At 72.8% G+C, this 19,014-nt stretch carries 18 protein-coding genes and 1 pseudogene; 8 read left to right on the top strand and 11 right to left on the bottom strand.

Going from position 1 to position 19,014, the window contains the following annotated elements; translation table 11 throughout:
• Positions 1 to 62: 62 nt before the first annotated feature.
• Complete coding sequence (gene trmB / locus ACTUAL_RS17735) at positions 63 to 695, bottom strand: tRNA (guanosine(46)-N7)-methyltransferase TrmB (protein WP_218181904.1); 633 nt, start codon at positions 693 to 695, stop codon at positions 63 to 65.
• A 94-nt stretch (positions 696 to 789) separates the two neighbouring features.
• Positions 790 to 1,416, bottom strand: coding sequence for a hypothetical protein (locus ACTUAL_RS17740; protein ID WP_373565529.1), 627 nt, complete (start codon positions 1,414 to 1,416; stop codon positions 790 to 792).
• A gap of 239 nt (positions 1,417 to 1,655) precedes the next feature.
• On the opposite strand from ACTUAL_RS17740, the gene ACTUAL_RS17745 reads away from it, so the two are divergent.
• Positions 1,656 to 3,260: a S8 family serine peptidase gene (locus ACTUAL_RS17745; protein ID WP_440901054.1), complete on the top strand. Its 1,605-nt coding sequence runs from the start codon at positions 1,656 to 1,658 to the stop codon at positions 3,258 to 3,260.
• Positions 3,261 to 3,434: 174 nt separating this feature from the next.
• Here ACTUAL_RS17745 and ACTUAL_RS17750 read toward each other — a convergent pair whose 3' ends face one another.
• Positions 3,435 to 4,199, bottom strand: coding sequence for a hypothetical protein (locus ACTUAL_RS17750; protein ID WP_177154585.1), 765 nt, complete (start codon positions 4,197 to 4,199; stop codon positions 3,435 to 3,437).
• 5 nt (positions 4,200 to 4,204) lie between these two features.
• Positions 4,205 to 5,125, bottom strand: a complete 921-nt coding sequence (locus tag ACTUAL_RS17755) for an ABC transporter ATP-binding protein (protein WP_096497471.1) — start codon at positions 5,123 to 5,125, stop codon at positions 4,205 to 4,207.
• Positions 5,126 to 5,339: 214 nt separating this feature from the next.
• Between ACTUAL_RS17755 and ACTUAL_RS17760 the strand changes: the two genes are divergently transcribed.
• Complete coding sequence (locus tag ACTUAL_RS17760; RefSeq protein ID WP_096497472.1) at positions 5,340 to 5,771, top strand: PPOX class F420-dependent oxidoreductase; 432 nt, start codon at positions 5,340 to 5,342, stop codon at positions 5,769 to 5,771.
• Positions 5,772 to 5,926: 155 nt separating this feature from the next.
• On the opposite strand, the gene ACTUAL_RS17765 is transcribed toward ACTUAL_RS17760, so the two are convergent.
• Entirely contained in the window at positions 5,927 to 6,283 is a 357-nt protein-coding gene (locus ACTUAL_RS17765) for a hypothetical protein (RefSeq protein ID WP_096497473.1), read from the bottom strand.
• A gap of 91 nt (positions 6,284 to 6,374) precedes the next feature.
• Between ACTUAL_RS17765 and ACTUAL_RS17770 the strand changes: the two genes are divergently transcribed.
• Entirely contained in the window at positions 6,375 to 7,679 is a 1,305-nt protein-coding gene (locus ACTUAL_RS17770) for an amidohydrolase family protein (RefSeq protein ID WP_096497474.1), read from the top strand.
• Positions 7,680 to 7,736: 57 nt separating this feature from the next.
• Here ACTUAL_RS17770 and ACTUAL_RS17775 read toward each other — a convergent pair whose 3' ends face one another.
• The 4 genes from ACTUAL_RS17775 to ACTUAL_RS17790 form a co-directional block, all read right to left on the bottom strand.
• On the bottom strand, positions 7,737 to 8,426 hold the full coding sequence (locus tag ACTUAL_RS17775) for an SDR family oxidoreductase (RefSeq protein ID WP_096497475.1): 690 nt from the start codon (positions 8,424 to 8,426) through the stop codon (positions 7,737 to 7,739).
• A 159-nt stretch (positions 8,427 to 8,585) separates the two neighbouring features.
• The gene (locus tag ACTUAL_RS17780; RefSeq protein ID WP_096497476.1) at positions 8,586 to 10,709 is read right to left on the bottom strand and encodes a PhoX family protein; all 2,124 of its coding nucleotides are present in this window, start codon (positions 10,707 to 10,709) and stop codon (positions 8,586 to 8,588) included.
• Positions 10,710 to 10,848: 139 nt separating this feature from the next.
• The gene (locus tag ACTUAL_RS17785; protein WP_440901055.1) at positions 10,849 to 12,891 is read right to left on the bottom strand and encodes a PhoX family protein; all 2,043 of its coding nucleotides are present in this window, start codon (positions 12,889 to 12,891) and stop codon (positions 10,849 to 10,851) included.
• A gap of 60 nt (positions 12,892 to 12,951) precedes the next feature.
• Positions 12,952 to 14,112, bottom strand: coding sequence for an MFS transporter (locus ACTUAL_RS17790; protein ID WP_440901056.1), 1,161 nt, complete (start codon positions 14,110 to 14,112; stop codon positions 12,952 to 12,954).
• Positions 14,113 to 14,177: 65 nt separating this feature from the next.
• Between ACTUAL_RS17790 and ACTUAL_RS17795 the strand changes: the two genes are divergently transcribed.
• The 3 genes from ACTUAL_RS17795 to ACTUAL_RS17805 all read left to right on the top strand — a co-directional run bounded on the left by ACTUAL_RS17795 (position 14,178) and on the right by ACTUAL_RS17805 (position 16,419).
• The gene (locus tag ACTUAL_RS17795) at positions 14,178 to 14,819 is read left to right on the top strand and encodes an HAD family hydrolase (RefSeq protein ID WP_096497479.1); all 642 of its coding nucleotides are present in this window, start codon (positions 14,178 to 14,180) and stop codon (positions 14,817 to 14,819) included.
• A gap of 61 nt (positions 14,820 to 14,880) precedes the next feature.
• A complete protein-coding gene (locus ACTUAL_RS17800; protein WP_440901057.1) occupies positions 14,881 to 15,450 on the top strand; it encodes a hypothetical protein in 570 nt (189 codons plus the stop codon).
• Between the two features lie 240 nt (positions 15,451 to 15,690).
• On the top strand, positions 15,691 to 16,419 hold the full coding sequence (locus ACTUAL_RS17805; RefSeq protein WP_015805699.1) for an SDR family NAD(P)-dependent oxidoreductase: 729 nt from the start codon (positions 15,691 to 15,693) through the stop codon (positions 16,417 to 16,419).
• 98 nt (positions 16,420 to 16,517) lie between these two features.
• On the opposite strand, the gene ACTUAL_RS17810 is transcribed toward ACTUAL_RS17805, so the two are convergent.
• Both ACTUAL_RS17810 and ACTUAL_RS17815 read right to left on the bottom strand, forming a co-directional pair.
• Entirely contained in the window at positions 16,518 to 17,609 is a 1,092-nt protein-coding gene (locus ACTUAL_RS17810; protein WP_440901058.1) for an inositol-3-phosphate synthase, read from the bottom strand.
• A gap of 29 nt (positions 17,610 to 17,638) precedes the next feature.
• Complete coding sequence (locus ACTUAL_RS17815; protein ID WP_015805701.1) at positions 17,639 to 18,184, bottom strand: PadR family transcriptional regulator; 546 nt, start codon at positions 18,182 to 18,184, stop codon at positions 17,639 to 17,641.
• 165 nt (positions 18,185 to 18,349) lie between these two features.
• Between ACTUAL_RS17815 and ACTUAL_RS17820 the strand changes: the two genes are divergently transcribed.
• Together ACTUAL_RS17820 and ACTUAL_RS17825 are read left to right on the top strand one after the other, a co-directional pair.
• Positions 18,350 to 18,754, top strand: coding sequence for a DUF5318 domain-containing protein (locus tag ACTUAL_RS17820; protein ID WP_015805702.1), 405 nt, complete (start codon positions 18,350 to 18,352; stop codon positions 18,752 to 18,754).
• A 72-nt stretch (positions 18,755 to 18,826) separates the two neighbouring features.
• A pseudogene (locus tag ACTUAL_RS17825) lies at positions 18,827 to 19,014 on the top strand (hypothetical protein); the annotation flags it as partial.

Consider the following 19,014-nt stretch of genomic DNA (forward strand, 5'->3'; position numbering starts at 1 on the left):
GGGGGGGGCGGCGGGGGGGGGGGGCGGCCCCGCCCCCCCCCCCGCCCCCGGATCGGCTCCGGCTAGACCCGCTCGAACATCAGGTCGTGGCTGACCCGCTCCTCCTCGACCGCGCGCTGCTCGAATTTCGTCACCGGCCGCCACTCCGGGCGCGGGGCCCAGCCGTCGTGCAGGTTGCGCAGCGCGGGCTCGGCGGAGCACACCTCGAGCATCTGCTCGGCGTAGCTCTCCCAGTCGGTCGCCATGTGCAGCGTCCCGCCCGGTCGCAGCCTGCTGGCCAGCAGCTTCACGAACTCCGGCTGCACGAGCCTGCGCTTGTGGTGCTTCTTCTTGGGCCAGGGGTCCGGGAAGAAGATCCGGACCCCGGCCAGCGTCCCCGGTTCGACGTGCGACTCCAGCAGGTCGACCGCGTCGCCGCGGAAGGCCCGCAGGTTCGTCGCGCCGAGCGCCTCGGTGCGCAGCAGCAGCTGCCCCAGGCCCGGCTTGTACACCTCGACCGCGACGTAGTTCAGCTCCGGCGCGGCGGCCACCAGCTGACTGGTGGTCTCGCCCATGCCGGAGCCGATCTCCAGCAGGACGGGGGCTTCCCGCCCGAACCAGGCCGTGAAGTCCACCGGCCCCTCGGGGAGCGCCTTGACCTCGCGGCCGACGCGGTCCCAGTGGGTGTCCCACGCGCGTTGCTGACCGACGGTCATCCGCTCGCCTCGCTGGACGTAGCTGACGACGGTGCGGTGGTGCGCGGGGCGTTCCTGCTTGCTCGGTGTCACGGGCGCACAGCCTAGGACAGCGCTACGCGATGTTCTCCAGGTCCTCGATCTGCTCGCGCAGCTCGGCGGGGGTGAAGGCGATCGGCTGGCGCAGTCCGGGTCCCCGGTGCGCGGGCAGCAGGTCGACCCAGCCGGGGTGCTCGTCGGTGAACTGGACGGTGGTCGGCTCGGCCGGGCCGTAGACGCCGCTCTCGGAGGGCACGAACTCCCAGTAGCCGACCTCGCCCTCGTCCGCCCACGGCACGTAGATCCAGCCGGGCCTGCTCAGCAGCAGCTGCGACACCTCGTCCTCGACGGCGAACCCGGCCGCGCGGGACGGGAGCCTGCCCCGGTCGAGCGCGCGGAGCCACCACGGCGCGGGGACGCGGGCGCCGACCTCGCGGACCGCGCGGTACAGCGAGAGCACCTGGCGCTCGTCGGCCCGGTGCACCCAGGCCCTGCGGGACTGCGCGGGGGACGAGGCGAGCTCCGCCCCTCCCGCCGCCTCGATGGCGTCCGCCCACTCCAGGCCGAGCATGGGTTCGACGCGCAGCCCGCGGTCGCGCTGGCGGGGGCGGGGGAGCTCGGCGGGGCGCGTCACGGGGGACGGCAGCTTCGCCTGCGGTGGCCGCTTCGCCTGGGATTCCGCGTTGAGGTCTGGATCGAGCACCGCCACGGGTTCACCTCCGGAGGGTTCCTTGACGGGGTTGGCGAATTCGCGTGCGTGCACACCGCCGCCTCACGATTCGCTACTTTCATCCCACCTGCTCGCCCGGTTCCTGTCATGGCCGGTTGGGACAGTTCACGGGGTCTTAACGAAGGACTTACTCCGTGCGCGTGACCTCTTGAGCTCGAAACATGAACGGCATCGAATATTTGTGACCTGAACCACAAGGCGGTGTTCCGAAGGTGCTCCCGGTCGCGCTCGCGGTGCTGGCCATGGTCGCGCAGACACCCGCCTGGTCGATCGGCCAGCAGCAGTGGCACCTGGACGCGCTGGGGGTCCACCGGGCGCACGAGCTCGCCCGCGGCGACGGGGTCGTGGTGGCCGTCGTGGACTCCGGTGTGGACGACACGCGCCCCGACCTGGTGGGCCGGGTGCTGCCGGGCACGGGCGTCGGGGACGCGGTCGGCACCGGCGGCGTGCAGGACCGGTCGGGGCACGGGACGGCGATGGCGGCGCTGATCGCCGGGGTCGGCGAGTCCGGCGGCGTGCTGGGCGTCGCGCCCGCCGCGAAGGTGCTGCCGGTGTCGGTGGGCGTCGACGGGACCGGGTTCACGCTGGCGGCCGTCGCCGAGGGCGTGCGGTGGGCGGTCGACCACGGGGCCGACGTGGTGAACCTGTCGCTGACCTCGGTGGCGACGCTGACGCCCGAGCTGACCGACGCGGTGGACTACGCGTTCGAGCACGACGTCGTGGTGGTCGCGGGCACCGGCAACTCCGGCGAGGAGCACGTGGGCGCGCCCGCCGACATCCCCGGCGTGATCGCGGTGGCGGGCACGACCCGCGACGGCTCGCCGTGGGCGCGGTCCAACACCGGGCCGCCGACCGTGCTGGCCGCGCCCGCCGAGCGGGTGGTGACGGCGGTGCCGCTCACCTCGTCGGCCAGCGGGTACGCGGCGGTCGACGGGACCAGCGCGGCGACGGCGCTGGTGAGCGGGGTGGTGGCGCTGGTGCGCTCGCGGTTCCCCGACCTGGACGCGGCGAACGTGGTCAACCGGCTGGTGATCAGCGCCGTCGACCTGCTGGAGCCGGGGCGGGACAGCCGGACCGGGTTCGGGCTGGTGAACCCGGTGGGGGCGCTGGAGGGCCGCATCCGCGAGGTGGACCGCAGCCCGCTGCTGCCGCCGAGGCCGCCGCTGCCAGCCGCGACGGCGGCCCCCGACCCGGCGCTCGCCAGCGCGGACCGGGGGAGTGCGGACCGGGGGAGTGCGGACCAGGGGAGCGCGCCGGTGGCTGCCGAGCCCGGCGACGGGGTCGGACCGGTGGAGCGGGCGGCGTGGGCGACGGCGGTGGCGCTGCTCCTGGCCACGGCCGGGCTGGTGGCGCTCCGGCGCTTCCGGAACGCCGAACCGGGTGGGGCGGGGGTGGGCGCGGGCACGTCGGCGTTGGACGGGCAGGCGCCGGGCGGGCAGGCGCCGGGCGGGCAGGCGCCGGGCGGGCCGAGCACGAGCGGACCGGGCACGAGCGGACCGGGCACGAGCGGGTCTTGGGCGGGCGCGTGGACATCGGGCGCGTCGACACCGGGCGGGTCAGCGCCGAGCGAGCCGACGTCGAGCGAGCCGATGCCGGGCGGACCGACGCCAAGCGGGCCGATGCCGAGCGAGCCGATGCCGGGCACGTCGACACCAAGCAGGCCGGTGCCGAGCGCGTCGACACCGGGCGGGCCAGCGCCGAGCGAGCAGGTGCCAAGCGGGCCGACGCCGAGCGGTCCGGAAGCAGGCGGACCGGGGTCGAGCGGGGCGGTCCCGAACGCGTCGGGGTCGAGCGCGCCGGACACCGAGCGCCCCTGACACCGCGGGCGGGGCCGGGCCTGCCAAGCGCAGGCGCGCCACGTGGCAGACCTGCCGCGCGCCTGCCCTCGCACGCCCCCCGAACAGCGAGGAGCGCGGGCGCCTCCCCGAAGGCCGCCCGCGCTCCGCTCCCCCTGCCCGGCCCGCCACCCCGAGTGCGGGCCGGAAGGTCCGTCAGGCGTCCCGGCGGTTCACCACGACCAGCGACACCAGGAAGACCGCCACCGCCACCGCCGCGAAGTAGCCCAGCGAGGGCCACGGCGCGAGCGCGCCCTCCGGCGCGGGCGGCCCCATGCCGCCCACCACCTCGCCCGAGGGCGAGCCGAGGACGAAGTTGTCGGCCATCGCGAACGGCAGCCACTTCTGGATCTTCGGCCCGAGGTCCGGGATCAGCGCGATCAGGCTCTCGCCGACCATCGAGTACACCAGCAGCACGGCCACCGCCCCCGCGGTGTGCCTGACCAGCGCCCCGACGCCCACGGCGAGCACCGCGGCGGCGGCGTAGACCAGGCCGACGCCCGCCACGTGCCGCCAGTCCGCCGACGACTCCAGCCCCAGCTGCGAGGCGTCCGCGGCGACCAGCCTGCTCGCGCCCCACGAGGTGAACGCGATGACCTCGCCGACGACGCCCGCGAGCAGCGCCACCACGACGACCTTGGCGACCATCACCGCGTTCCGGTTGGGCACGGCCTGGAAGGTGGCCCGCATGGTCCCGAACCGGTACTCGGTGGTCACCGCCAGCGCGGCCATCACCATGACCACGGCCATGCCGAACGAGTAGGTGAACTGGGTCGTGCTGACCTGCACCGGGGCCTCGGCGGGCATCTCCATCGCGATGAGCGTGGCGATCCCCGAGGTCATGACGAGCGCCAGCGCCGCGCACCACCAGGGCGACCGCGTGCTGAACAGCTTGATCCGCTCGACGGCGAGCAGCGCCACGGCGGTCACACCCCCTTCTCGGCGGAACCGGTCTGGTACTCGACCGAGTCACCGGTCAACTGCATGAACGCCTCCTCCAGCGAGGCCCGCTGCGGGCTGAGCTCGTGCAGCACGACCCCGTTCCCCGCCGCCACCTCGCCGATCTCCGCGCCGGTCGCGCCCTCGACCGTGAGCGCGCCCTCAGCGCCCTCGGCGACCGCGAACCCCTTGTCCCGCAGCAGGGTCGCGAACCGCTGCCACTCCGGCGCGCGCACCAGCACGGCGGCCTTGGCGGAGCGGTCGATGAACTCGGCGGTGCTGCACTGGGCGATCAGCTCGCCCCGGCCGATCACCACGAGGTCCTCGGCGGTCAGCGCCATCTCGGACAGCAGGTGGCTGGACACCAGCACGGTGCGCCCCTGCGCGGCCAGGCCCTGCATGAAGCGCCTGATCCACAGGATGCCCTCGGGGTCCAGGCCGTTGACGGGCTCGTCGAACAGCAGCACCCGCGGGTCGCCGAGCAGGGCGCTGGCGATGCCGAGCCGCTGGGACATGCCGAGCGAGAACCCGCCCGCCCGCTTGCGCGCCACCTTGGTGAGGCCGACCTCGTCCAGCACCTCGTCGACCCTGCGGACCGGGATGCCGTTGGACTTGGCCATCCACAGCAGGTGCGTGCGGGCCGAGCGGTTGGGGTGCACCCACTTCGCGTCGAGCAGCGCGCCCACGGAGCGCAGCGGGTTCTTGATCTTGTTGTACGGCGTGCCGTCGATCAGGACCCGTCCCGCCGTCGGGCGGTCGAGCCCGAGCACCATCCGCATGGTGGTGGACTTGCCCGCCCCGTTGGGGCCGAGGAAGCCGGTCACCCTGCCAGGTCGGACGGTGAACGACAGGTCGTTCACCGCTACGGTGCTCCCGTAGCGCTTGGTGAGGCCGATCGCCTCGATCATCGAGTGCTCTCCTCTCGCTTCCCCGGTTCTCCGCTGTGGTGAAAAAACTTCCACCCCGGCGTGCCCTCGCGCATCGACCGGTAGTCGAAAGCGGCGTAGTTCTTCGGTCTCATCTTCGGTATTACTACGAACGGGGGACTCAGTGATCACCCTGAGTCAGCCCTGTTGTTCCGCGCTCGGGGTCTCGGGGTCGGGGGGTCCTACGGTTGGCCCCATGGGTTACACGGATGCCCCCGAGGGCTGGTGGCGTGAGTTCGTCGCGGCCAGGCCGCGCACCGGCAAGCTGGCCGTCGTCCGCGCCGACGGATCACCGCACGTGACGCCGGTCTGGGTCGACGTCGACGGCAGCTCGGTCGTGTTCACGACGCACGTGGAGTCGGTGAAGGGCAAGGCGATCCTGCGCGACGGGCGGATCTCGCTCTGCCTGGACGACGAGGAGCCGCCCTACGCGTTCGTGACGCTGTCGGGGAAGGTCGAGGTGGACGACGACCCGGAGCAGGTCACCTACTGGGCGGGCAGGCTCGGCGCGCGGTACATGGGCGCGGACCGGGCGAACGAGTACGCGGCGCGCAATGGCGTGCCGGGCGAGGTCGTGGTGCGGCTGCGGAACCCGAAGGTCGTGGCGAAGGTGGACGTCGCGGACTGAGGCGGCGGCGGGAGCGGGCGGCCCTGGCCAAGGGGAGCGGGACCGGGTGGCCGGGGCGCGGTGCTCGGGGCCGGGCGCTCCGGGGCGTCCCTGCGTGGCGCTCCGGGCTGCTCCGGGGTGCTCCGGGGTGCTCCGGGCGGCGGGACCGGCCGGGGCTAGTCGCCGAACACCAGCCTCGGTCGCCGCAGCGGCGCCTTCCACAGCCGCACGGCCAGGTCGGCGTACCACTCCTGCGCCTCCCGCTCCTCCTCGAAGCCGAGCAGGAACGCGATGTCGTCCCAGGTCCAGCCCTGCCTGATCAGCAGGGCGATCATGCTCGCGTCGGACTGGTCCACCTTCCGGCGCGCGTCGAAGTTCATGTGCGCCCAGCCGGCGATGACGTCGTCGGGCACCCACGCCCGACCGACGCCCGCCGACTCGACCTCGACCGAGAGCGGCATCGCGACCAGCGGCATCCCCCCGACCAGGCGGTGCTGCTCGGGGGTGAACCGGCTGCGCAACCAGTCGTCCACAGCTCGGGGGCAAGGGCGCGGTCCCTCCACCTGAACGAGTTTCGGCTTGCCACCCCGGCCGGTCAACCGCTCTTGCGGCAGGATTCACGGCATGACCTTGCGCCTGCACGCCCCGGTGGTCCTGCCCTGCGACCCCGCCTGCACAGTCCTGCGCGACGCGGTGGTCGACGTCGACGAGCACGGCAGGATCGCCTTCGTCGGCCCCCGCGCCGACGCCCCCGAGCACACCGGCGCCACCCGCGAGCTGACCGGCATCCTGATGCCCGGCCTCGTCAACGCCCACGCGCACACCCCGATGATCCTGCTCAGGGGCATGGGCGGCGACCTGCCGCTGATGCGCTGGCTCCAGGAGGCCATGTGGCCCGCCGAGGCCAAGATGACCCCCGCCGACATGCGCTCGGGGATGCTGCTCGGCGCGGTCGAGATGCTCCGCAACGGCGTCACCACCAGCGCGGAGATGTACTTCAACGGCGAGCAGCTCGCCGAGGCGGTCATCGAGGCCGGGTCCCGCGCGCTGTTCGGCGCGGCGATCATGGAGCTGCCGGGCATGGACTGGCGGGCGCAGACCGACGAGGTGAGCCGCTGGATCGACGCGGACGGCCTGCGGATCGGCCCGCACGAGCGCTTCGAGATCAGCTACGGGCCGCACTCGGCCTACACGCTCTCGGCGGACGCGCTCGGCGTCGTCGGCGGCGAGGCCAGGAAGCGCGGGGCGCTGGTGCAGGTGCACGTGGCCGAGTCCACGCAGGAGGACGTGGCCCAGCGCGAGCGGTACGGCTCGGTGCCGAAGCTGCTGGAGCAGGTCGGCGCGCTCGGCGGCCGGGTGCTGTCCGCGCACTCGGTGCACCTGTCCGACGAGGACGTGGCGATCTACGCCAGGCACGGCGTCGGCGTGGCGCACTGCCCCGGTTCGAACATGAAGCTCGCCTCCGGCGTCGCGCGGATCAGGTACTACCTGGACAACGGCGTGAAGGTCGGCCTCGGCACGGACGGCCCGGCCAGCAACGACGACCTGGACCTGATGGAGGAGGCGCGGCTGGCCGCGCTGCTGGCCAGGGTGTCGGGCCTGGACGCGACGGCGATGCGGGCGGCCGACGCGCTGCTGCTGGCCACCAGGGGCAGCGCGGACGCGCTGGGCCGCGACGACATCGGCGCGCTGGAGGCCGGGCGCTGGGGCGACGTGGTGCACGTGGACGTGGACGACCCGGCGTTCGCGACCGGGCTGGACGCGCCGGACGAGCAGGTGCTGGCGAACCTGGTGTGGGCCAGCGGGACGCGGCGGGTCAGCGACGTGTGGGTCGCGGGCGAGCAGGTCGTCGAGGCGGGCGAGTCGACTCGGGTGGACCGGCGCGAGGCGCAGGCCGAGGTCGCGGGGATCGCGGCCCGGCTGCGGTAGCGCGCCCCGCGCTCCCGGCCGCCGCGCGGCGGCCGGGAGCGGGCTCCGCCCAGGTGCTCAGCCGAGCTTGGTCCTGGGCCGCACCACGATCTCGGTGATGTGCGCGTCGTCCCCGGCCAGCACCGCGCGCGCCACGGCGTCCGCGACGGACTCGGCCCGCAGGTACAGCTCGGCCTCGTACTCGCCGCCCTCCTGCTGCCGCACGTCGCGCTGCATGTCCGTGTCGACCCGGCCGGGGTGCACCGAGGTGACGCGCAGGGCGGGCTCCTCGGCCCGCAGGGCGTCGCCGAACGCCCGCAGCGCGAACTTGCTGGCCGCGTAGACGCCCCAGCCGGGGTTCGCGCGCAGGCCGGCGCCCGAGTTGATCAGCACCACGTCGCCGCGCGCCTCGCGCAGCAGCGGCAGCGCCAGCCGGGTCAGCTCGGCGACCGCGACGACGTTGACCTCCAGGGTGCGCCGCCACACCTCGGCCGACGCCCCGGACAGCGGTCCCAGCTCGGCGACGCCCGCGCTGTGCACCAGCACGTCCAACCGCCCGATCCCGGCGACCGCCCCGGCGAGCGCCTCCGCGTCGGTCAGCTCGACGGCGAACGGCCGGGCGCCGGGCAGCTCGTCGGCCAGCGCCCGCAGCGCGGCCTCGTCACGGCCGCCGAGCAGCACGTCGTGGGTGGGGGCGAGGGCGCGCGCCACGGCGGCGCCGATGCCTCGGGAGGCTCCGGTGATCAGGGCTGCGGGGCGTTCGGTCATGGGGGAACCCAAGAGTGTGAACCGGGTGGCGGCCGTGCGCCGGAGCCTGCAGGGCGGGGCCGCGCCCGGACGGCGCGACGGCCCCGCGCACGGGTGCGCGGGGCCGTCGGAGCACGTCGCGGTCACGCCTGTCCCCCGACCGCGACGACCGGGGGGGCGTCAGCCGCAGACGCGGCCCCGGTCCTTCTTCCACACCGCGACCACGGACGGCCTCGGCTGCGAGGCGCCGCCGTCCGGCCAGTGCGACGCCGGGTTGTCGGCGTTCGCCCCGTCGACCTCGCCGGGGTGCTGCACCGACACCAGCACGAACTCGTCGTCCACCACGGGCCCGCAGGTCTCCGCGCCGCGCGGCACGGTCAGGAACTGCTTGACCCGCCCCCGGTACCTCCCCTCGACCGGCACGGCGAACAGGCCGTCGTTGGAGCCGAGCGCGTTGCCGTCGGTGGAGATCCACAGGTTGCCGCGCGAGTCGAACGCGAGGTTGTCCGGGCAGGAGATCGGCGAGACCTGGGTCTTGTCGTAGCCGCCGAAGTAGGTGTCGGCGGTGTTCGGGTCGCCGCACACCAGCAGCAGCTTCCAGGAGAAGCTCAGCGCGGTGTTGTCGCCGCGCCGCTCCTCGATCTCCAGCACGTGGCCGTGCTTGTTGCCGGGGCGCGGGTTGGGCTCGGTCGGGCCCTCCTTGCCGGTCTTGCCCCGGTCGGTGTTGTTGGTCAGCGCCGCGTAGATCCGGCGGTTGCGCGGGTTCGGCTCGACGTCCTCGGGCCGGTCCATCTTGGTCGGCGACACGGCGTCGGCGGCCAGCCGGGTGAAGACGTAGACCTCCTCGGCGGTGAAGCCGGGCACGAACGAGCGGTTGCCCGCCGCCAGCCTGATCCACTCGCCGGCGCCGTCGAACTCGCCGTCCGAGGGCAGCTTGCCGGAGCCGTCGATCTCCGCGACCGGGCTGTCGCCGGTGAGGCGGGCGACGTACAGGGTGCCCTTGTCCAGCAGCTTCTTGTTGTGCTCGCGGGCGTGCTTGCTGTTGCCCGGCTTGTACTTCTCGTCGGAGACGAACTTGTACAGGTAGTCGAAGCGCTCGTCGTCGCCCATGTAGGCCACGGCGCGGCCGTCCTGGGCGATGATGACGTTCGCGCCCTCGTGCTTGAAGCGGCCCAGCGCGGTGTGCTTGACCGGGGGCGCGTCGGGGTCGTGCGGGTCGATCTCGACGACCCAGCCGAAGCGGTGCGGCTCGTTGGGCTCCTGGGCGATGTCGAAGCGCTTGTCGAACCGCTCCCACTTTCGGGTGGTCGCGCCGGAGGACATGCCGTAGCGGGCGATCCGCTTCTGCTGCGCCGGGTCGGTGACCGTGTTGCCGTTGGCGAAGTACTGGTTGAAGTTCTCCTCGCCGGACAGGATGGTGCCCCACGGGGTGACGCCGCCGGCGCAGTTGTTCATCGTGCCGAGCACGCGGGTGCCGGTGCGGTCGGCGGAGGTCTTGAGCAGGTCGCTGCCCGCCGCCGGTCCGGTGACGCGGAACTCGGAGGTGAGGGTGACGCGGCGGTTGTAGCGGCGGTCCAGCTTGGGCTGGAGCTTGCCGCTGCGCCGGTCGCGCTCGACCAGGACCACCGACATGCCGTGCGCGGCCCAGGCGATCTCGACCTGCTCGCGGGTGGGGTTGGCGGCGTCGTAGCCGCGGAACATGAACTCCTCGGTGGTGTACTCGTGGTTGCTCACCATGAGCCACCGGTCCCGGCCGTCGAGCGGGACCAGGCCGCAGAAGTCGTTGTTGAAGCCGAACTGCCTCGCCTGCGCGGCGGCGCTCTGGCGGTCGAAGTCGAACTTCGGCGCGCCGGGCAGGACCGGGTCGCCCCAGCGGATCACGACGGACTGGTCGTAGCCCTCGGGGGTGACGACGCGGTCCTCGGTGTTGGGGGCGACGGGCGTGAAGTTGAGCCCGTCGCGCCTGCGCCCGCCGCCGAGGTCGAAGTCGGCGCCCGCGAGGTCCGGCTTGCCGGGGGCCGCCGCCGCGGTGCCCGCGAGGCCGACGCCCGAGGCGCCCGCGACGGCCAGCACGGCGCCCGCCTTGAGCAGGCCGCGGCGGCGCACGACCTCGCCGACGACGTCGCCGAAGTAGCTGTTGTCGGAGGTGTTGGGCGCCTCGTGGGCGCAGGCGTTGCCGCAGCGGTACCGGCAGGTGACGGCCGCTCGGCCGACCGGGTGGTTCGGGAACAGGGGCAGCAGGTGACGACCCTGGTCGGTGGGAGAGGGCACGCGGACCTCCGTGCATCGGGGGGAGTGCGTCATCGGGGAACTCGCGAGACGCTAGGTTTCGCAGTCCTCGTCCGGTGGGACAGCGGGTGAACGCCAGGCGAACACCTGCGCCGGCGGTGGAGAACGCCACCCGCCGTCCGCCCGGACGCGCGCTCCTCCCGTGCCGCGGGACTCAGCCGAGGCCGATGTCGCGCAGCCTGCCGCGCTCCTCCCGCCACACCGCGACCACGGACGGCCTGGGCTGCGAGTCGCCGCCGTCCGGCCAGTGCGACGCCGGGTCGTCCGCGCTCGCCCCGTCGACCTCGCCGGGGTGCTGCACGCACACCAGCACGACCTGCCGCCCGACGACGGGCCCGCAGGTCTCCGCGCCGCGCGGCACGGTCAGGAACTGCTTGAGGTGTCCCCTGGACGGGCCTTCGACGGGCACGCCGAAGAGGCCGTCGTTGTGGCCCGCGAGCGCGCCGCCGGAGTCGGTGGCGATCCACAGGTTGCCGTGCGGGTCGAACGCGACGTTGTCGGGGCTGGAGATGGGGGAGACGCGGTCCTTGGGGAAGCCGCCGAAGTAGGTGTCGGGCGCGGCCGGGTCGCCGCAGACCAGGAACAGGTTCCAGGCGAAGGTCGTGGACAGCGGGTCGCCCCGCCGCTCGGTGAGCTCCAGCACCTGGCCGTGCCGGTTGTTGATCCTCGGGTTCGGCTCGGTCGCGCCCTCCTTGCCCGGCTTGCCCCGCTCGGTGTTGTTGCTCAGCGCGCAGTACAGGACGCCGGTGCGCGGGTGGGTCTGGAGGTCCTCGGGGCGGTCCATCTTCGTGGCGCCCACCCGGTCGGCGGCGATCCTGGTGAAGACGCAGACCTCCTCGGCGGTCATGCCGTCCACGAAGGACCGGGCGCCGGAGACCAGCGGGATCCACTCGCCGGTCCCGTCGAACCGGCCGTCCGAGGGCAGCGCGCCGGAGCCGTCGACCTCCTCGGGCGGGCTGTCGCCGGTGAAGCGGGCGACGTAGAGGGTCCCGTCGTCGAGCAGGGTCATGTTGTGCCTGCGCGCGGCCTTGCTGTCGCCGGGGCGGAAGCGCTTGGCGGAGACGAACTTGTAGACGTACTCGAAGCGCTCGTCGTCGCCGGAGTAGGCGACCACGCGGCCGTCCGCCGCGACTCGGACGTTGGCGCACTCGTGCTTGAAGCGGCCCAGCGCGGTGTGCTTGACCGGGGTGGAGGTCGGGTCGTGCGGGTCGAGCTCGACGACCCAGCCGAAGCGGTTGACCTCGTTCGGCTCCTGGGCGAGGTCGAAGCGGGGGTCGAAGCGCTCCCACTTGCGGGTGGTGGCGGAGCCGGTGACGCCGTAGCGGGACAGGCGCGGGTCGGCCAGCGCCTCGGCGTTCGCGAAGTACTGGTTGAAGTTCTCCTCGCCGGACAGGATCGTGCCCCACGGGGTGACGCCGCCCGCGCAGTTGTTCATCGTGCCGAGCACGCGGGTCCCGGTCGGGTCGGCGGAGGTCTTGAGCAGGTCGCCGCCCGCCGCCGGTCCGCGCACCTCGAAGGGGGTGGTGAGGGTGATGCGGCGGTTGTGCCGGGAGAACACCGGGCGCAGGGCGCCGTCGCGCGGGGAGCGCTCGACGCGGACGACGGTGAGGCCGTGCGCGGCCCAGGCGATCCCGACCTGCTCGCGGGTGGGGTTGGCCGCGTCGTAGCCCCGGAACATGAGCTGCTCGGTGGTGTACTCGTGGTTGACCACGAGCAGGCCGGTCAGCTCGCGCTGGTCGAGGGGGAGCAGGGCGGCGAAGTCGTTGTTGAAGCCGAACTGGCGGGCCTGGGCGGCGGCGGTCTGGTGGTCGAAGTCGAACTCGGGGGCGTCGGGGAACAGCGGGTCGCCCCAGCGGATCACCACGGACTGGCGGTAGCCGTCGGGGACGACGACGCGGTCCTCGGCGTTGGGCGCGACGGGGGTGAAGTCGAGGCCCCTGGGGGCGGGGTGACCGGTTGCCCCCGCGGGCGCCCCGGCTGCTTCGGCCGCTGCCGCGGTTCCGGCGGGCGCGGCGGTGAGCGCGACCAGGGCCGTGCCGCCGAGGAGCGCGGTCCTGCGGCTGACGAGGTCGCCGAAGTACGGGTTGGCCGTGGGGTTGGGCGCCTCGTGGAAGCAGGCGTCACCGCAGCGGTAGCGGCAGGTCAGCGCCGCGCGGCTGGGCGAGTGGTTGCCGATCAGGGGGAGCTGGAACGTCACGTCGAACGCCTCCTGCGGTCAGGTCGGGTGAACTGACCGTAGGCCGGCGTTCACCCTTTGTTAACCCACCGCGTCCTCGCCGACCAGCACGGCTTCGGCGGGCACCACCTTCTCGTCCCCGCCCTTGAAGGCGAGCAGCGCGGCGGCCAGCGCGCAGGAGACCGCGGCGACGACGAACGGGTGCGGCAGGTGGCTGACGAACGTGGCGGCGAGGGCGCCGCCCAGCCAGCGCAGGAAGTTGTAGCCCGCGCTGGCGACCGGCCTCGGCGCGGGGCTGACGCTCATCGCGGTGCCGGTGAACAGGGTGTTGAGCAGGCCGGAGACCAGGCCGGACACGATGATCGCGACGACCAGCAGGGTCTTGTCCGGCACCGCCATGACGAGCATCAGCACGGCGAACGCGAGCACGGCGACCAGCGCGGCGCGGCGCTCGCCGAGGCGGGCGGCCAGGCGCGGGGCGAGCAGGACGCTGGAGAGCGCGACGCACAGGCCCCAGCCGAAGAAGACCAGGCCGATCTCCACCGCGCCCCAGCCGAGCACGAACGGCGACCAGGCGAGGACGGCGAAGAACGCGGCGGTGTAGAGCGCGGAGGCGAGTGCGGTGCGCAGCAGGCCGGGGTGGCGCAGGGCGCGCAGCGGGTCGAGCACGCCGACCCGGCCGCGCCTGCCGTCGTCGGCGAGCCAGACCGCGCAGAGCACGAGGGCGAGGGCCATGAGCACGGCGGTGCCGAGGAACGGGCCGCGCCAGGAGAGGCTGCCCAGGAGGGCGCCGAGCAGCGGGCCGACGCTCAGGCCGAGCCCGAGGGCGGCCTCGTAGAGCAGGATCGCGCCCTCCTGGCCGCCGCTGGCCGCGCCGACGATGACGGAGAGGGCGGTGGCGATGAAGAAGGCGTTGCCGAGGCCCCAGACCGCGCGCAGGCCGATGAGCTGGCCGATCGAGCCCGCGAGGGCGCAGAGCAGGGTGGCGACGACGATCAGCGCGAGGCCGCCGACGAGGGTCCGCTTGGCGCCGAACCGGGCGCTGGCCGCGCCGGTGAAGAGCATGGCGACGACCTGGACGCCGAGGTAGGAGGAGAACAGGAGGGTGACCTGGGACGGGGACGCGTTCAGGCCCTCGGCGATCGACAGCAGGATCGGGTCGACGAGGCCGATGCCCATGAAGGCGATCACCGCGGCGAACGCCGTGACCCAGACCTGGCGGGGTTGGTGGCGGAATTTCATTTCGCCATGCTAACCGATTTTGCTTAGCATGGCGAAGGATCGTTCGAGGCAGTAGCTTCGGCCGGGTGGATGCTGTGGTGTTCGACCTGGACGGCGTGCTGGTGGACTCCGAGCGGACGTGGGACGAGGTCCGCAGGGCGTTCGCGGCCGAGCACGGAGGGGTGTGGCCCGCGGAGGCGACCGCGGCCATGCAGGGCATGAGCACCCCCGAGTGGGGCGACTACCTGGTGCGCGAGGTCGGCGTGCGGCTGAGCGCCGAGGAGGCCGCGCGGGGCGTGATCGCGGAGATGGCCAGGAGGTACGAGCAGGGCCCGCCGGTGCTGCCGGGCGCGGTCGAGGCGGTCCGCGCGGTGGCCGAGCGGTGGCCGGTGGCGATCGCGAGCTCGTCCCCGCCGGTGCTGATCCAGGCGTTCCTGGAGGCGGCGGACCTGGGCGAGCTGGTGCGCGTGGCGGTGTCGAGCGAGCAGGCGGGCGCGGGCAAACCGGCCCCGGACGTGTACCTGCTGGCCGCGCGGGGGCTCGGCGTGGAGCCTGGGCGGTGCGCGGCGGTGGAGGACTCGACGAACGGGCTGAAGTCGGCGCGCGCGGCGGGGATGGCGGTGTACGCGATCCCGAACCCGGACTTCCCGCCGGCGCCGGAGGCGCTGGAGGGGGCGGTGGTGCTGGGCGGGATCGGGGAGCTGGTCGGGGCGCTGGGACGGGGCTGATCGAACGCCAGTTCGATCACCCAGGGAAGACGCGCTAGTTTCCCGAGTAGCCTTTTCGCTCGTGGAGATCGAGCCCGCCGTTCGACAGGCGTTCGCGGACGAGTCGTTCCAGGAGAGTTCGACCGGTTTGGGCTTCTACGTGCTCGCGGCCGTTGTGTTCGAGCCGGAGCAACATGACCGGGTGCGCGAACTCGTGCTGACGCTTCCTGGGCGCCCGCGCGACGCCAAGCTGCACTGGACCTCGATGAACAAGAAGTACCGGCACGAGGCCGCCCTTCGCCTGGCCGAGGTCGACGGTCTGCACGTGGTCGCAATTGGATCGCCGGTAGCCCCTCGCAGGCAAGAGCGGGCGCGGGCTACCTGCTTAACTCGCCTTGTCCGCGAACTGTACGGCTGCGCGGTGACCGAGTTGGCCGTGGAAGCCAGGACAGCACAGTTAGACAGACGGGACATCACCACCGTCATTGGAGCCCGGCACCAACTACCTAAAGGCGTCTGCTTCCGGGTCACCCACCAACGCGGAACCGAAGAACCGCTGTTCTGGGCTGCGGACATCGTGGCGGGCGCGGTGCGAGCCGGGCGGTTGGGCGCTCCCGAGTATCACAGCCTGCTGAGTATCACAGCCTGCTGAAAGAACGGATCTACGACATCGAGGTCGAGATCGACTGCTGACATGCGTAAGGCCAGGGTCCCGGTATACCCCAGGTGCACCTGGCCTTGCGACTCGAGCGGCACCCACGGTGCCTCTCTCCCACCATAAACCATACCCCCTGCAGTGGGGTGTGGAACCGACTCGGCCGGGTGAACCCGGACGAGCCCGCCCCTTCGGCCATCCCCTGCTCCCACCAGGTGAAACACCTAGCCTGGGCGCATGGAGCAACGAGTTGCCGTCGTGACCGGCGCCGCGCAGGGCATGGGGCTCAGGATCGCCGAGCTGCTGCGGGCCGAGGGGTACTCCGTCGTGGGGTTCGACCTCTCGGCCACCGAGGGCGGGGTGGTCGGGGACGTGTCGTCGGAGGAGGACGTGGCCCGGCTCGCCGCGCACGTCGGCGACCGGGTGGACGTGCTGGTCAACAACGCGGGCATCGCCGCCATCACGCCGTTCGAGGAGACCAGCCCGCAGCTGTGGCGGCGGGTCATGGAGATCAACCTCACCGGGCCGTTCCTGCTCTCGCAGGCGCTCGGCGCGAAGATGCTCGCGCGCGGCTCCGGCTCGATCGTCAACATCGCCTCGGTGGCCGGGCTGAGCGGGGTCGCCGACCGGGCCGCCTACAACGCCAGCAAGCACGGCCTGATCGGCATGACGCGCACGCTCGCGGTCGAGTGGGGCGGGCGCGGGGTGCGGGTCAACGCGGTCTGCCCCGGCTGGGTCAAGACCGAGATGGACGTCGAGTCGCAGGCGGGCGGGCACTACGGCGACAGCGACATCACCGACCACGTCCCCATGGGCCGCTTCGCCGTTCCCGGCGACATCGCGCAGGCCGTCGCGTTCCTGGCCGACCCCGAGCGCAGCGGGTTCGTCAACGGCGTGGCGCTGCCGGTCGACGGCGGGTGGACCGCCGACGGGTCCTGGCAGTCGCTGCGGCTGTCCAAGCGCTGACCGGCAGAAGACCCCGGAAAGCCCGGAGGCCGGACCGCCCCCGCCCAGCGCGTGGGGGCGATCCGGCCTCCGGGGACGTCAGCCCGGCGGACGTCAGCTCAGCGCGCGACCTCGCCGCGGATGAACTTCTCCACGGCCTCGCGCGCCTCGGTGTCGTCGTACTGCTCCGGCGGGGACTTCATGAAGTACGACGACGCCGACAGGATCGGCCCGCCGATCCCCCGGTCCAGGGCGATCTTCGCCGCGCGCACCGCGTCGATGATGATGCCCGCCGAGTTCGGCGAGTCCCACACCTCGAGCTTGTACTCCAGGTTCAGCGGCACGTCGCCGAACGCCCGGCCCTCCAGGCGCACGTACGCCCACTTGCGGTCGTCGAGCCACGCCACGTAGTCCGACGGTCCGATGTGGACGTTCCGCTTGCCCATGTCCCGGTCGACCTGGGAGGTGACGGCCTGCGTCTTGGAGACCTTCTTGGACTCCAGGCGCTCCATCTCCTTCATGTTCAGGAAGTCCATGTTGCCGCCCACGTTCAGCTGCATGGTGCGGTCGAGCTGGACGCCCCGGTCCTCGAACAGCTTGGCCAGCACGCGGTGCGTGATGGTCGCGCCGACCTGGGACTTGATGTCGTCGCCGACGATCGGCACGCCCGCCGCGCGGAACTTCTCGGCCCACTCCGGGTCGGAGGCGATGAACACCGGCAGGGCGTTCACGAACGCCACGCCCGCGTCGATGCACGCCTGCGCGTAGAAGCGGTCCGCGTCCTCGGAGCCCACCGGCAGGTAGGACACCAGCACGTCGACCTCGGCCTCGCGCAGCGCCGCGACGACGTCCACGGGCTCGGCGTCGGACTCCTCGATGGTCTCCAGGTAGAACTTGCCGAGGCCGTCGTAGGTGTGGCCGCGCTGCACGGTCACGCCGAGGGGCGGCACGTCCGCGAGCTTGATGGTGTTGTTCTCGCTGGCGAAGATCGCCTCCGAGAGGTCCGTCCCGACCTTCTTGGCGTCGACGTCGAACGCGGCGACGAACTCGACGTCGCGCACGTGGTAGTCGCCGAACTGGACGTGCATCAGGCCGGGAACGCGCGTGGCCGGGTCGGCATCGCGGTAGTACTGGACACCCTGCACCAGCGACGCCGCGCAGTTGCCCACTCCGACGATGGCCACTCGAACAGTGCGGCGCTTGTCGCCCATGCCGAGTCCTCCTTCTTGTTCTGCGTCAGTCATTCGTCCCGCTCACCCAGCTCGGCCTGCTCGTGCGCGATCAGCTCGTTGAGCCACCGCACCTCGCGCTCGCTGCTCTCCAGACCCATGCGGTGCAGCTCGCGGGTGTAGCGGTCGATCCGCTCGCCGGTCTCGGCTAAGGAGGACCGGAGGCCCTCCCTGCGCTCCTCGACCCGCCGCCTGCGGCCTTCGAGGATGCGCACCCTGACCTCGGCGGGAGTTCGGGAGAAGAAGGCGAGGTGCACGCCGAACGAGTCGTCGTCCCAGGTCTGGGGCCCGGCGTCGGCCAGCAGCTCCCCGAACCTCTCCTTGCCCTCAGCGGTCAGCCGGTAGACCTTCCGCGTCCGGCGGCCCCAGGAGCGCTCCTCCTCACCGGGGGCCTCCTCCACGATCAGCCCGTCGCGTTGCAACCGGCGCAGCGCGGGGTACAGGGTCCCGTAGGAGAAGGCCCTGAACGCCCCGAGCAGGCCGTGCAGCCGCTTGCGCAGCTCGTAGCCGTGCATGGGCGCCTCGTGCAGCAGGCCGAGGATCGCGAACTCCAACACGAGATCACCCCCTGATCCGCACGCCGATGGGTGAACCGAGTATATCGACGCGATACATCTGACCCTCCTGGCGCTGTGTCATCTCGCACACAGTGGCACTGTGACGAGCGCCACTGCGCTGAACAGCCCTCCGGCGGCGTCCGGGGGCCACGTACTCTGGGGGCCGTGCTGACCCAACGCCAGGTCGTGGACTACGCCCTGCAGCGCAGAGCGCTGCTGGCGGGGGTCCACGCTGGCCGGGTGGGCACCATGGAGGTGTGCGACGCCAGCCCGTACCTGCTGCGAGCTGCGAAGTTCCACGGCGAGCCGAGCGATGTGACGTGCCCGGTGTGCCGCAAGGAACCGCTCACCCTGGTGTCCTGGGTCTACGGCGACGAGCTCAAGCACGCGGCCGGGTCCGCGCGCACGCCGGAGGAGCTCGGGCGGATGGCTAACCTCTTCGAGGAGTTCTCCGTCTACGTGGTTGAAGTTTGCCGCACGTGCAGTTGGAACCACCTGGTGCAGTCATACGTCCTGGGAACGCGGGGGATTGGCTCGACCAAACCCCGCCGCAGGACCGCGTCGGAGTGACCCCGCTCCCGGTGCGGTTGGTGTGACCACCGAACCGCGCGCACTCGGCGCGCCGGTCTGGGAGGCCTTTTCGTGAACGACCAGCATGACGACAGGCACGGTGGCGGGGAGCCGCAGTGGCCGACCGGGGAGGACCCGGACGGCGGGGCGATGCCCCCGCGCCGAGGCGCCCAGGACCAGCCGGAGCGGAACGTCCCGCCCGGCGGTTTCGCGCGCCCCGGCTCGCCCGGCGGTCCACCCCCCCGGCAGCCCGGCCCCGG

It is taken from the genome of Actinosynnema sp., from assembly GCF_052038725.1.

What these genes read in the sequence shown, in the direction of transcription:
- trmB (WP_218181904.1), bottom strand. Translation starts at nt 695, where the DNA reads ATGACCGTCGGTCAGCAACGCGCGTGGGACACCCACTGGGACCGCGTC.
- ACTUAL_RS17755 (WP_096497471.1), bottom strand. Translation starts at nt 5,125, where the DNA reads ATGATCGAGGCGATCGGCCTCACCAAGCGCTACGGGAGCACCGTAGCG.
- ACTUAL_RS17760 (WP_096497472.1), top strand. Translation starts at nt 5,340, where the DNA reads ATGGGTTACACGGATGCCCCCGAGGGCTGGTGGCGTGAGTTCGTCGCG.
- ACTUAL_RS17770 (WP_096497474.1), top strand. Translation starts at nt 6,375, where the DNA reads ATGACCTTGCGCCTGCACGCCCCGGTGGTCCTGCCCTGCGACCCCGCC.
- ACTUAL_RS17775 (WP_096497475.1), bottom strand. Translation starts at nt 8,426, where the DNA reads ATGACCGAACGCCCCGCAGCCCTGATCACCGGAGCCTCCCGAGGCATC.
- ACTUAL_RS17780 (WP_096497476.1), bottom strand. Translation starts at nt 10,709, where the DNA reads ATGACGCACTCCCCCCGATGCACGGAGGTCCGCGTGCCCTCTCCCACC.
- ACTUAL_RS17790 (WP_440901056.1), bottom strand. Translation starts at nt 14,112, where the DNA reads ATGAAATTCCGCCACCAACCCCGCCAGGTCTGGGTCACGGCGTTCGCC.
- ACTUAL_RS17805 (WP_015805699.1), top strand. Translation starts at nt 15,691, where the DNA reads ATGGAGCAACGAGTTGCCGTCGTGACCGGCGCCGCGCAGGGCATGGGG.
- ACTUAL_RS17810 (WP_440901058.1), bottom strand. Translation starts at nt 17,609, where the DNA reads ATGGGCGACAAGCGCCGCACTGTTCGAGTGGCCATCGTCGGAGTGGGC.